Source organism: Burkholderia dolosa (assembly GCF_902499135.1).
Lineage (GTDB): Bacteria > Pseudomonadota > Gammaproteobacteria > Burkholderiales > Burkholderiaceae > Burkholderia > Burkholderia dolosa.
Genome location: NZ_CABVPR010000008.1, coordinates 110912 through 124310, shown reverse-complemented (window position 1 = coordinate 124310; position 13399 = coordinate 110912). Strand labels below are relative to the sequence as shown.

Sequence of the window (13399 nt, the reverse complement as noted above, 5' to 3'; positions counted from 1 at the left end):
CGTCAACAACTTTTTTACCGCTGCGTCGTGACCATCGTGTCGGCTTCGGGGCTCCGCGTGGCCGCTACTACATGACCTCGCTCAGCTTCGCTTCCCCTCTCCCGCACCGCCGTGTTGCCGGTGGCGCGAAAGAGGCGTGATTCTAAGCACCCGCCCTCATCCGCGCAAGCGCTTTGTGAAAATATTTTGAAAACTCTCACGCGCTGACGCGCAAGACGGTTCGTTCTATACATCGTATGCAAATGCGTCGCACACTCAGCGGCACCCTGCGCGCTCATTACCTTCCGCGACGACCACGCAGTTCGTCACATCGTCGTAGAAGATCCGCAACGACATGCACGACGTAGTCGCACCGCAATGCGCAGCGCCGCAGCTGCCGGCACGCGGTCGAGTATCATCCGGCGATCGAACTACACACGCACATCGACGATGGACAGTCCCACCCAATCCGGCGATACCGATCTTCGCGCCGAATACGCAGCCTTGCGCGAACGCGCCGTCATGCTGGAACAACAGGTGCCGCCGCTGCTACAGCGCATTTCCGATGTGCTGCCGCGTATCGGCGGCGAATCCGAATTGGCCGACGAGCACCGTGAGCGGCTGGTCGGCGCGCGCAACGCGGCAATGGTGTCGATCGAGAACTATCAGCAGGCGATTCCGTTCATGCAGACCGCCGACTCGATCATCGAACAACTGGACAAGACGCCTGAACGAGACGAAGACGCCGACTGGCGCGAATCGCTGCTGCAACGGCTCGACGAATTGATCGACGTAGCGGTCGTGATGATCGACGACGCACAACACTACTTCGAACAGGCGCAGGCGTGCGATCTCGATAGCGTGCCGAAATCCATCCTCGACGTGTAAGCATCACCGGCCGCACGTCGCGCAGCACACCGTCGGCCAACAGCGCCCGCGCCTACAGCGAGTCAAGCACGACCGATTCGCTCACGGTCGGCACACGAATATACCCGCCGTCCGCGTCGCCGTACGCATGTGCGTTGCCGTCGAGCACGTACTGCGCGGTCAATGCACAAAGCGCCGCGTCGCGGGCGTCGACCGAGCGCAGCTTCGATACGTCGATCCCGAAGCGCGTCAGCAACTGCCGCCGCTGATCGCGTTTGTGCTTCGCGGAAGCGACCGCCTTGCCGAGCAACGCGCACGTAATCGCGTACGGATAGGTTTCGAAGCTCACGCGTCCGCCGGCATACCGTGCGCCGGTCAGCAGCGGATAGGCGTCCGCGAGCGCCCGGTACACGCGCTCGCCCATGAACATCCAGTCGAAGAAGCCAGACGTGCTGGCCACCGCCTGCTCGCGCGACGGTGTCGGAAAGCACGAGATCCGCTCGCGCGCGAGTGCCTGCTCGGCTGCGCGACGCCCCTTTCCCGTCCACCACAGGCTCGGCGCATCGACGCCGACGGCCACGACATCGTGTTCGACGCACAACGCAGGCAGCGCCTCCGGTGCGATCCGCTGTTCACGACATACGATCGTCGACCCGCGCAAGATCACGAGATCGCACTGCTTCTTTTCACCGCCGACGTCGACGCCCGCCACCACCGGCAGCATCCGTGCGTCACGCACGGCGTCTGAGCTCGCGTCGCGGCCCGGATCAATCATGTCGCCTCCTCATACCACCGAACGCATGACAGGCGAAACCGATCGTGTGCACGTCGCCACTGTACGAGCTGCCGATACGCGACAAACGTCACGCCGCACCGGAACGCGCGACCGCCGCGCATCACGCGCGAGCCTCCGCACGCTGCAGCGAAACCACGTTGACCTGCGCACCGAACACTCGATGCACGAGCGGCAGCAGATGGTCGTGGTGCGTGAGAAACAACACCTGCGTTCGCGTCGACAGATCGCGTAGCGCCTCGAGTCCGGCCTTCGCGCGTGCATCGTCGAAGTTGATGAACAGATCGTCGGCGACGAACGGCAGCGCCATTCTGCTGCGCAGCTGCAGTTCCAGTGCCGCGATCCGCAGCGCAAGAAACAGCTGGTCGCGCGTTCCCTCGCTCAAGCCCGCAACCTCGACCGACGCGCCGCTCGTGCGCCGTGCGTACAGCGCGGGCGGCGTCCGCTCGGCATCGACGGTCAGCCGCGCGAACTCGCCGAGCGTGAGCCCCGCGAAGATCTCGCCCGCGCGCCTGAGCATCGGCCCCTGCTTCTGGTCGCGGTAACGATCCGTCGCCCACTTCAGCAGCCGGCTTGCGGTCGCAGCTTCCAAATACTGTTCGGCCGCCTCGCCCATCGCCGCCAGCGCTTCCTGACGCTTTGCCTCGGCCACCGCCGCATTGGCCTGACCGTCGATTTCGCCGAACGCCTGTTCGGCCACGACCTGCCGCTGCGCGAGCTCGTTCAATCGCCTGCCGACATCGCCGAGCGCCTGCTTCACCGCTTCGAGGCGCGCCGGCACCTCGACCGCGTCCTGTTCGGCCACCTCGGCCTCGATGGCCGACTGCGACAGGCCGTCGCCGTCACGCACGAGCGCTTCCTTCGCCGCATCGATCGCTCGCCGAAGCTCGCGCTGTCGATCCGATCGTTCGGCAAGCGGCAACGCGGCGTCGATCGACGCGACGCCGGCCAGTCGAAGCAGCGGTTGAATGCGCGCGTTCGCGCCGGCCACCGCGGCGGCCGCATCGGCGACTTTGCCGTCGGCGTGCCGAACGGCCTCGTCGGCGCGGTCGATCGCGCGTGCGGTTTCCTTCGCGGCCGACAAACGCATCGTGAGTCGCCGCGCAACGTCCAGCCAATCGCCGCTCGCCAGCCATTCGGGCTCCAGCGCTTCGGCGAGCCGTCGTGCGCCCGCCTCGAGCGCGGCCAACTCCGCGCGAATCGCGACGATCCGGTTGCGCGGCGCATCGGCATCGGCCAGTTCGGCGGTCACAGCATTCGCGAGTTCGAGTGCGCCTTGCGCGGCAGCGAGCGTGGCCGCACTGGCGGACAACTTCGCGTCGGCAAGCGCGTCGCGCCATTGCGCGTGCCACGCATCGTAGGCGGTCTGAGCGACGTCGACCCTCGATCGCGCGGTCGCACATCCGCGCTCGGCTTCCCGTACGCGGTCCTCGAGGCTCTCCTGCTGCGCAAGACTCCTCTCCGCCGACTGCACGAACGTTTCGGCCGTGACGACGAGCGTCGCGAGACCGTCGCCGTCGTTGCCGCGCGATACGGCGCGCAACGCCGACCGCAACACGGATTCGGCAGCGGCCCGCGCATCGCGAATCGCGTCGAATTCACGGCGCTGGCGCTCGAGATCGGCTTGAGCGGCAAACACCGCGTCGCGCTTCGCGAGCCAGTCGCCCATCGCCGCCAGCGGCATGCCGGGCACGCCGGCCGTCGCCGCGAGCGCCGCCCATGCGTTGCGATGTGCGCTCAGCTCGCGCTCGCGTTCGTCCAACGCGGCCTGCCTGCGGGCGAGCGTCGCACGCGCGGACTCGACCTGCTGACGCAGCGATTGCAGCGTCGCTGCCGCTTGCGTCGCGCCGAGCTGCGCATCGACGAGTTCGTCGGCGAGACGAATCGCGGCATCGACGATCGGTGCGCCGGTCGCCAGATCGCGCGCGCCGCTGCGTACGTCGCCCCACGCGCGATCGCGCTGCGCACGCGCGTCGCGCACGTCGGCGGCCGTGACGACCTTGTGGTTCTGCGCGAAGTGCTTCTCCTGCATGTCGAGCCGCTCGAGCTCTTCCTGTGCGCCATCGCGCGCGGTGCGCGCGGCGGCGACCGCGCTCGCGCATTCGCTTTCTTCCTTCAGCAGCGCGCCGAGCCGCGCGGCCGACGGCACGTCGAGTGCGCGCAGCATATCGACCGGCTTGCGCCACTGCCCGAGTGCGTCGAGTGCGTCGGCCAGTACGCGCTCGGCGACGGCGATGTCTCGCTCGAGCGCCTGTTCGCGCTGTGCGCTGCTGCGAAAACCGTGCGCATCGGCGAGCGCCGCGCGAAGCGCTTCCGGCACGTCGACGGTCGACACGCGCGCCAGCTGTTCCTGTGCCTGCGCGAGCTCACGCGTGCGTTCGTCGAGCGATTCGCGTGCGCCGGCTAGCGCCTGGTGCAGCGCGCCGTGTTCGCGCAGCAGATTTGCGACCGTCTTCAGCGACAGCGCCGTCGGCAACATCGCGCGCAGCGACGTCTCGTCGGTCGGCCAACCGAGCTGCGCGGCCGCGGCGAAAGCGGCGGACAGGTGCTGCTTGACTTGCGCGTCGAGCAGCAGCAAATCCTGCGCGTGATTCATGCACGCGTTGCGCAGCCGGTCCAGCGCTTCGATGTCGGCTTCCAGCGCGAGCGCGGCGGTGTCCGCTTCGATTGCGTCGCGTGCATCGCGTTTCGCGAGCAGATCGGCGCGTCGCTCTTCGAGCACCTTCTGCTCGGCCGCGAGATCGCCCTGCGCCTTCAGCAGATCCGCATATGCGGTCGGCGGCAGCTCCACGACGGCGCCCAGTTCGGCCAGCGCCGCTTCCTTGTCCGTCAGCTCCTTCAGGTACGGCGCGAGCCGCCGCACGCGCTCGAGCTTCGAGCGCAGCGATTCGAGCCGGCGCTGCTCCGCGCGCGCGTGCTCGATCTCCTGTTCGACCGCATCACGCGCCTCCTTGCGATCGACCCAGTCGCGCGTACGCACCTGCACCTTCTTCAGCTCGGCCACCGCTTCGTTGAACGATGCGTCGGCGAGCGCGAACGCACTGCTGCTGCGGCGCGGCGCCCACAATTCGGCCGCGCGCGCCTCGAGCTCCTCGCGCACCGGGCCGAGGCTGCCGACACCCGCAGCGGACTCGAACAGCACCTGGCCGAGCTTGTCGGATGCATCGAGAATGCTTCGGCCGCCTTCGACCAGCCGCGCATGATCGAGTCCGAACATCTGCTCGAAGAACTCGCGCGTCGCGCCGTCGAGCACCGCGGCCAGATAGTCGTCCGGCAGCTTGTCGTCGGCAGGCGTGCGCAGCGAGCTGCGGCCGCGCGCCCGGTGAAATGCAAGCCGCGTCGTGCCGCTTTCCAGCACGCCGCCGATCCGCAAGTCCGGCGTCGCGTGCAGAAAATCGAGCGGCGTCTGCAGCTTCATCCCGAACAGCAGTTCCGACACGGCCGTGCGGATCGTCGACTTGCCGGCCTCGTTCGGCCCGACGATCACGTGAAAATCGCACTCGGCCGATGGAAAGCGCAACGTGTCGTCGGTGAACTTGCCGTACCGGATCAGATCGAGCTGGCTGATGCGCATCGCTTACTCTCCTCTGGCGAGCCGTGCGAGCAGCGCGGGGCCGACCCGCTGGACCAGCGCCGTCAGTTCGCCTTCTCGCGCCAGCGTCAGCAGCGGCACCTCCTCCTTCACGTCGCTGCGTACCTTGCCGACGAACGGCTTCAGATCGCGTTCGAGCAATGCGAGGAAGTCGGGATCGCGCGCGGCATCGGCCAGAATCTGCTTCAGATCTTCCAGCGCCTCGAGCTGTTCGGTGTCGTCCGGCTGCCCGGCGGCCGCGGACGTGTCGAGCTTGACCTTCTCGAGCCACAACCACTCGTTGCCGATGATGCCGATCTGGTTCAGCACTTCCGCGCGCAATTGCGTCGCGCGACCGAAAAAGAGACCGTGCGCAGGCGTGCGACCGGTCACGGTCACGCGCACCGCGCGCGGTACGTGGCCGTCGACGGCAAGCAGCGATTCCAGCGACTGGCCGATCTTTCTCGACAGATCGGCGACCGTGAAGCAGTCGGCCGCGTCGACCGATACGGCTTCCCAGCGCAACACGTCGAGATACAGCCGCTCGACGTGCGAACGTCCCTGCTCGACCGTCACGAGCACCGCGCCGCGGCGACCCGTCTCGCGGATATGGCGCCCTTGCAGGTTGCCGGGAAACACGACGGTCGACGGTCCCGACCATTGCTGGAATTCGTGCACGTGGCCGAGCGCCCAGTAGTCGTAGCCCTTCGCATGCAATTCGGCGAGCGTGCACGGCGCATAGTTCGCGTGCGCGGTGTAGCCTTCGAGCGCCGTATGCAGCACGCCGATGTTGTAATACCCGGGCACCGGGTCCGGGTAGCCGACCGCGAGGTTGTCGACGACGGCCTTGTCCTTGAAGCTCTGCCCGTGCAGCGCGACCTCGAATTCCGCGAGCCGATGCGTTTCCGGCTTGCGGTGGCCGAACACCGTCACGTTGTCGGGCAGCGTCAACCGCTTCGTCATCTCGCTTTCCGCGTCGTGGTTGCCCCACAGCACGAACGCGCGAATGCCGGCCTTGCGCAGCCGCCCCATCTGCTGGCCGAAGAAAATCCCCGTGTTGTGGTCCTTCCAGTCGCCGTCGTACAGGTCGCCCGCGATCACGAGGAACGCGACGTCCTCTTCGATTGCGCGATCGACCAGCAGCCGCAGCGCTTCGCGCGACGCGTTGCGCAGCTGCGCGGCCGGCGCGTCGGGATACGCGCTCAGGCCGTGCAACGGACTGTCGAGATGAATGTCTGCCGCGTGGATGAACTTCACGAAGATTCCTCTGTTTCAGCGCGAAAGCGCGAACTCGGCGCGCGGCGCATGCCGCTCGTCGTCGGCGGCTCCGGATGGTACCCGAAAGCGCGCGGTGCGATCGGGCCGCACGTCGATCGGCGCGGACGATCACGATGCGCGCGCGAATGCGCGAAGACGGGACGCGGTCGTCATGATCGTGATTCCGCGAATGTTATCGGATGCGCGAGCAGACGTCGGCGGTGCTCGGGTATCGCGCGTCGTCACGACATCAATCGGACTGGTTTGCTCCGCATCGCGTCGTACCTACCGCTGTGCCTGCGTGGCACCGATGAAAGCCGAAGTCCCGCTATTTAAGCATGGCGTGTCGGGAATCGGCAGCAGCAGCGCGTCGTTCGTTTCCGGCCCGCGGCCGGCGCCGGGGGGTCCAGTGAGATGCGCTGCGAGCGTCGACAAAAAAGCCCGGCCCGCATCGAAGCGGGCCGGGCTGTCGTGCGGTGTGCGCGTCGCTTACAGCTTACAGCGCGCCGCCTTGCGCCGATGCCGAACCCTTCACGCCGACCGACGCGCCGCCCTGCACCGCATTCGCTGCACCGTCGAGCGCTTCGCCGGCCTTGGCCTTCGCGTTGCCGGCAACGTCGCCCGCCGTCGACACCGCACCTTGCATGTGGCTCTTCGTCGTCCCGGCGACATGCTTCACGTGCGACTTCGCCGTATGTGCAGCCGACGTTGCCGCGTCCTTCGCCGAGCCTGCTGCCGAACCGACCGCGTGCGTTGCGCCGCCGACCGCATTGCCCGCTGCGGTGCCGACGCCGCCGACCGTCTTGCCGACGCCGTTCAGCGCGCCGCCGACGACGTTGCCTGCACCGGCACCCGAGCCGGCCGCATTCGCGCCTGCGCCGGCCTGCACGCCGACACCGCCGCCGAGCAGCGGCGTCTGGACCTGTGCGCCGACGCCGGCCGACCCTTCTGCGCCGGTCTGCGCGGTCTGTGCGAACGCGGCCGAGGTCGCCATTGCCGTGAGCGCGGCGCCAAGCAGAATCGTGCGGATCTTGTTCATGGTCATTCTCCCCAAAGACGTTGTTGCTGCGGGCCGCATTGGCGGGTTGCCGCATGCCTCACCGCGACGTGCGGCAAGTGGGGCTAATGTAGCGGCACCGCTGCGCAAAACCATCGGATTGCGGGGACTGTTACTTACGTTGCAAATGCTGACGATTCACTCACACTGTTTGACAATCGCGATTGCGGCGGGCTCGCACGTGAAGCGCCGCGCGCTGGTTTACGGGCGGAACGTGTCGCCCAGCACGATGCCTTCGCGACGCGGATCGGTCCCGCCCTGCAGCGCCGGCGCGCGATCGACGGTCACGCGCATCACGGTGTTGACGCCGCTCGCCTGTGCAGCGGTCGATACCTTGTGTCCGAGTGCGATCAGCCCTGCGATCAACGGATCGTTCGCGCCATTGTTCGATGCATCGACGTTCGGGTGCTCGCCGCCGACGGTCGTCGTCGGATTGTTGCTCGCGCCGAAGTCGACGAGCCCGGCGGACTGCTGCGCGTCGAGCCCCCAATCGAGCGCGCCGACGAGCGTCTTGACCACGTACTGCGGAATGGTGCCGCCGCCCGGCGAGCCGGTCGCCATCACGAAGTCGCCGCGCGATCCGTCCGCGGCCTTCGCGAATACGATCGTCGGCGCCATCGAACTGCGCGGCCGCTTGCCGGGCTGCACGCGGTTGGCGACCGGATTGCCGGCGCTGTCGACCGGGTTCGCGGAAAAATCGGTCAACTGGTTGTTGAGCAGAAAACCGTTGGTCATGTGGAACGAACCCATGCTCGACTCGACGGTGGTGGTCGCGCTCAGCACGTTGCCGTCGCCGTCGACGATCGTGAACTGGTTCGTGCCGTGCTCGACCAGCGTCGTATCGACGCCGAGCGGCACGGCGCCGAGATTGCCGGGCTGTGCGGTGCCCATGGTCTTCGTGGTGTCGATCAGCGCCGCGCGCGACTTCAGGTACGGCTTGTTCAGCAGCGTGTCCCACGTGCCGCCGGGCAGCGGGACGAAGTCGGTGTCGGCAACGTACTTGTCGCGGTCCGCATATGCGAGACGTTCCGCCTCCGACACGAGATGCACGCCGGCGACGGTCGGCTTGCCGCCTTCGAGATCGATCGCCGTCGGCTCGAGCGACTTCAGGTCGAAGTTCTCGAGAATCCCGAGCGCCGATGCGACCGCGATGCCGCCCGACGACGGCGGCGGCATCCCGCACACCCAGTAGCTGCGATAGGTCGTGCACACGGGTTCGCGACGCTTGGCCTCGTACGCAGCGAGATCGGCGACGGTCGTCTTGCCCGGCGTGATCGTCGAGCCGTCGGCGCCCTTCGTCGTCGCGATCTTCGCGACGATGTCCTGCGCAATCTGGCCGGTGTACAGCGCATTCGCGCCGGACTGGGCCATCAGCGTCAGCGTGCGCGCGTATGCGGGATTCTTTAGCACCGTGCCGAGCGTTTTCGGCGATCCGTCGGCATTCAGGAAATATGCGGCGGCTTCGGGATCGCGCTTCAGGTTCTGCGCGTTCGACGCGATTGCGTCGGCGAGCCGGCCGCCGATCGGAAAACCGTTCGTCGCGAGCGCGATTGCGTCGGCGAATAGCGTGTTCCACGGCAGCCTGCCGTGATCGTGCTGCAGCGCTTCGATGAGCCTCGGCACGCCGATCGTGCCGATCGAGCGACCGCTCGCGCGAGCGCTCGGCTGCGGCGCCGAATGGTCGTTCTGGTCGTCGACGTAGCGCAAGTAGTTTTCCGTCGCTGCGGCCGGCGCGGTCTCGCGTCCATCGTATGCCTGCACCGTCCTGTCGCGTGCATCGTAGTAGAGCAATACGCCGCCCGAGCCGAGACCGGTCGCCTCGGGCACCGTCAGACCGAGTACGGCCTGCACGGCGACCGCCGCATCGGCGGCCGTGCCGCCCCGCTTCAGCACCGCGCACCCCGCTGCGCTCGCATATGCGTTCGACGTCGCGACCAGGTACGTCTTTGCATGGACGGGCTTCAAGCCGGCGCGATAGCCCGACGATGCCTCGGGCAACGACGGATCGCCCGGCTGGTTCGAGCCGACGACGACGGTCGAGCCGCTATCGTCGATCGCAAGACAGCTCGTATCGGATGCGGGAGTCGGTGTGCGGCCTGCTGCGGTTTCGACGTCGCCGCCGCAGGCCGTCATCAACGCGGCTGCGACCAGTGCGCATGCGTAAGGAAAAATCGCCGTCCTGTTCATGATCTGCGGATGTTCCTGTCGGACGTTGCGGTGTGCATCGCGCTGCCGGCGCCGCCGGGGCACGCGCAATGCGGTCGATAGTCCCATGGCCGGATTTTTTTATGCAACGACGAAATGATGTGGCGCGACCCGATGCGATTGTGCGCGTGACATCACCGAATCCGCATGCGGCAGTCGGTTTATCCGCGGATCGGCTGCATCGCGGCGCGTCCACGGCCGCAGTTGAACGGTATGCGCGATTGCGCGCACTACTGCGCTGCGTCGTACGCGGGCGCTCGATCGAGCCGGCATTTGAATGCCGACGGAATGCGCGACCGGTTGGGCTTCTTCATCCGCTGCTGCCTGTACTCGTTCATCTCGCCTAATCCAACGACGGTATCGAGTCTGCGCGCGTGGCACGCTCACTGCCGATTGCACCTCGGTCGATGTTCCGGATATAAATCCGGCATGGACACGAATCGGTGGATTCAAGACCCTGTCGGCGCCTTTCGCGCGTGGCAGGAAACGTCTGCGACCGGCGCGGCGCGGCGGCCGTTTGCGCCGCGCTCGGTCGCGCAGCACGTGGCGATGTTCGAGCGGTTCCTGCGCTACCTGATTTCACGCCGCGTGTCTGTCGCGACATTCGGGTCCGAGCACGTCGCCGCATTCCTGGCCGAGCTCGAACGCACTTGCGGGCCCGGCACGTCGACGCGCGTGCGCTATGCAAAGCTGATCGATCGGCTATGCAGGCATCTCGTCGAAGCCGGCGTGCGGACCGCTCATCCCGCGAACCGCGCAACGCGGGAACTCGCGTGGCCGGACAGCGAACCCGAGCCGTGCTATCTGCCGCCCGACACGGATATCGCGCTGCAGCACCACGTGCAGCCGCGACCGGACGACACGCGGAGCCGTTGCCGCAATCGCGCGATCGTCGCGCTGCTGCTTGCGACTGGCATCACGTCGGCCGAGATTCGCGCGGCGACGTACGACGCGCTCGATCTCGACGCAGAGCCGCCGACGCTTTCGGTGCCGCGGAATCGCGCGCGGCCGGCCCGCACGATCGAACTCGCGCCGTTCGCGCGCGCACCGCTTGCTGCGTGGCTCGCGCACTCGGCGGACAGGCCCGCATCGGCGCTGTTGTTTCCCGCCCCGCGCGGCGGTGGTGCGATGAACGACATGTTTCTGCTGCTCGTCGTGCGCGACGCGCTGACCGCGGTCGGCTTCCAGGCGACCGACATGAGCCCGCGCGTGCTGCGGAACACGTACGCGCGACGTCAGCTGCTGGACGGCTGCACCCATGCGGACGTCAACGCGAGGCTCGGGCTCGTCAGCTCACGAACGATCACGCGGATCCGCCACACACTCGCGCCGGATGGCGCCGCACGCCGCGCGGCAACGGAGCGCTGATCGGGCGTGCATATGCGCCGATGCGCAAGCCCGATCATTCGCCGGGATTCGACTGAATCAGCCGCAGGATGCGGCTGTCGTACGGCGATTGCATGATTTCGACGATGCGCGCGTGGGACGCGGCCGGGTGCAGCGGATTCAGCAGGAAGTTGTGTGCATGCGGCACGACCACGCTAGGCACCCGCAGCAATGCGCTCGGTTGCGTATGCAACCATTCGGTGCCGGCGCTGCGCGTCCAGTCGACGTTCGTGCGCCAGTCGGCCGGCGCGTCGTCTTCGGCAATCTCGGCGACGTCGATCGACTCGGGCACTTCGATGCGAAGCAACTGATATCCGCTCGGCAATTGACCGACGGTCGCGATCTCGAAGTGTACGAGCGTTTCGAGCAACGCAAGCGCGGGATGCTCGGCGAGATACACGACGGGCTGACCGGCAAAATGCCAGCGGCCGCCCGCGCGCAATCCGCCGATCCCTTTCAGATCCGCGTAATTGCTGATTCTCCACAACGTCGTCAAGCGAAGTAGCCCTCGTCGATCTGCGTGAGCGCTTCTTCGACGAGACGCGCGCCATGCTCGGTGCTCGCCATGTCGAGCGACGTGCGGCCGCCGAAGCGCTGAAGTCCGTTACGCAGCCACGCCATCGCCTTGTCCTGTTCGCCGAACGTGGCCGTTGCCTGCGCAACGATGCGCGCGAGACGAATCGCCTTGTCGGATTCCTCCGGCGACAGGCGTTCGTGCGCCTGCCGACGATGGCTCAATGTACGGCGCGGGATGATGAAGGCCAGTTCGTCGGATTTCAGGCCGCGCTCTGACAGCCGATCGATCACCGAGACATCCACGCGCGCGCTTGCCAGTTCGGCAAGGTCGGCCCCGGAACGGACAGGGACGGCCAGCAGTTGTTCGAGAATGGCGAATTCGGCTTGTCGCGGATGCGCGATGCCGGAAGGGTGAAAAGCGATGGTGCTCATGATGCGTCCTTGGCAATTTGCCCAACTATTATAGGCGTTTTGCCGAACGCATGCTCGTTTCACCGGAGAAGCGCGGGTGAACGCTGTCCCATGGTGGGAGATCGGCCGGGTTCCCGTTGGCAGCGGCGTTCAAGGGCGCGAATCGGAGATTCGCCTTGGAGGATCGTGGCTGTTGTTCAGTATATAAAGTCCAGGCATTCGTTACATCGTTGTCACGTAACAACCTTTTGCTTCGAAATTATTAGAACCATATCGTCGAAGTCCTCGTAACGTCGCTACCGGTACGCGGCTGCTCATACGTATCAGCCACCCGCCGTCGTATCGGGAACACGTCGGCGACCCATCGCGCCGATGCGTTCCCGCGATGCCTGTTCTTGCCGTCTCCGCTCCAGTCGCCGATGCGGATACTTGGCCGTCCGCACGACGCCATTGCCGGCATGCGCAATTAAAGAACTGGCGCAACGGCAATAGTCAGCCCGCCCATGCGGACGATCGGATCACGCTGCAGAAGTTGCCCGCGTGGAAATGCGGATCCTTGTCGGCCAGCACATCGGCCTTTACGTTGCCGAACGTCGTGTGGGGCTTGTGCTTGATGCCGTCGTAGAACGTTTGAATGATGTCTTCCTTGAAATGCGGCGTGCGCGGATGCGCGCAAACGACGGCTTCTCGTTCGACGTCGCTGTATTCCGAATATGCGAGACCGAGCACGTCCATCTCGACGCCGGCCGTCACGAGCGCTACGACCGGATGCATGTGCTGCGGAATGCCCGGCGTCGTGTGCAGCGCGATCGCAGTCCATACGACATCGATGTCCTGCTGCGAGATGCCCTTGCTCTTCAGGAAATCGCGAGCGGCGTTCGCACCGTCGACCTCGAAGCGCTCGCACGCACTGCTGTGCCGATGCGTGAGCCCCATGTCATGGAACATGCAGCCGCAATACAACAGCTCGGGATCGTATTTCAGCCCTCGGCGCTGCCCGGCCAGTGCAGCGAAGTAATACACGCGACTGGAGTGATGAAACAGCAACTCGGACTCGGTATCGCGTACCAGTTCGGTGATCTCGCGAGCCAGTTGGCTGTCGGGGATGGTGATGCCGGCGATATTGACAGTCATGATCGACCTCCATTGAACACACGATCAATTTTCCGGCCTCCCGCACATGTCATCAATCGACGTATCACGCCAAATTCTGCCATTTTGCGTGAACGACCGCCACGGCCGCGGGAACCGCGAACGAACACGCAGCCCGCGATCGCAGCGCCATGCCGGCACGTTCCGACCGCATCTATACTGCTACGCGTCACATTCGACACATCGCCACAACGCGCAACCGATC

10 protein-coding genes are annotated in these 13399 nt (G+C 66.3%); 2 read left to right on the top strand and 8 right to left on the bottom strand.

The window, feature by feature from the left end; genetic code table 11:
• Positions 1-429: 429 nt before the first annotated feature.
• Positions 430-867: a hypothetical protein gene (locus BUB20358_RS06250; RefSeq protein WP_035975458.1), complete on the top strand. Its 438-nt coding sequence runs from the start codon at positions 430-432 to the stop codon at positions 865-867.
• A gap of 52 nt (positions 868-919) precedes the next feature.
• On the opposite strand, the gene BUB20358_RS06245 is transcribed toward BUB20358_RS06250, so the two are convergent.
• From BUB20358_RS06245 to BUB20358_RS06225, 5 genes are all read right to left on the bottom strand, one after another.
• Complete coding sequence (locus tag BUB20358_RS06245; protein WP_006767013.1) at positions 920-1621, bottom strand: DUF429 domain-containing protein; 702 nt, start codon at positions 1619-1621, stop codon at positions 920-922.
• Between the two features lie 121 nt (positions 1622-1742).
• Complete coding sequence (locus tag BUB20358_RS06240) at positions 1743-5213, bottom strand: ATP-binding protein (protein ID WP_006767014.1); 3471 nt, start codon at positions 5211-5213, stop codon at positions 1743-1745.
• A 3-nt stretch (positions 5214-5216) separates the two neighbouring features.
• Positions 5217-6467 (bottom strand): metallophosphoesterase family protein, encoded by a 1251-nt coding sequence (locus BUB20358_RS06235; protein WP_006767015.1) that lies wholly within the window; start codon positions 6465-6467, stop codon positions 5217-5219.
• Positions 6468-6963: 496 nt separating this feature from the next.
• Positions 6964-7506, bottom strand: a complete 543-nt coding sequence (locus BUB20358_RS06230) for a hypothetical protein (protein WP_035975459.1) — start codon at positions 7504-7506, stop codon at positions 6964-6966.
• Between the two features lie 219 nt (positions 7507-7725).
• Positions 7726-9711 (bottom strand): gamma-glutamyltransferase family protein, encoded by a 1986-nt coding sequence (locus BUB20358_RS06225; protein ID WP_035976036.1) that lies wholly within the window; start codon positions 9709-9711, stop codon positions 7726-7728.
• A gap of 447 nt (positions 9712-10158) precedes the next feature.
• On the opposite strand from BUB20358_RS06225, the gene BUB20358_RS06220 reads away from it, so the two are divergent.
• A complete protein-coding gene (locus tag BUB20358_RS06220) occupies positions 10159-11097 on the top strand; it encodes a tyrosine-type recombinase/integrase (protein WP_006767018.1) in 939 nt (312 codons plus the stop codon).
• Between the two features lie 34 nt (positions 11098-11131).
• On the opposite strand, the gene BUB20358_RS06215 is transcribed toward BUB20358_RS06220, so the two are convergent.
• The 3 genes from BUB20358_RS06215 to BUB20358_RS06205 form a co-directional block, all read right to left on the bottom strand.
• Positions 11132-11611, bottom strand: a complete 480-nt coding sequence (locus BUB20358_RS06215; protein ID WP_006767019.1) for an RES family NAD+ phosphorylase — start codon at positions 11609-11611, stop codon at positions 11132-11134.
• A complete protein-coding gene (locus tag BUB20358_RS06210; protein ID WP_006767020.1) occupies positions 11608-12063 on the bottom strand; it encodes an Xre family toxin-antitoxin system antitoxin in 456 nt (151 codons plus the stop codon). Before BUB20358_RS06210 ends, BUB20358_RS06215 begins: the two co-directional genes overlap by 4 nt.
• A 471-nt stretch (positions 12064-12534) precedes the next feature.
• Positions 12535-13176, bottom strand: a complete 642-nt coding sequence (locus BUB20358_RS06205) for an HD domain-containing protein (RefSeq protein WP_006767021.1) — start codon at positions 13174-13176, stop codon at positions 12535-12537.
• Positions 13177-13399: the final 223 nt, after the last annotated feature.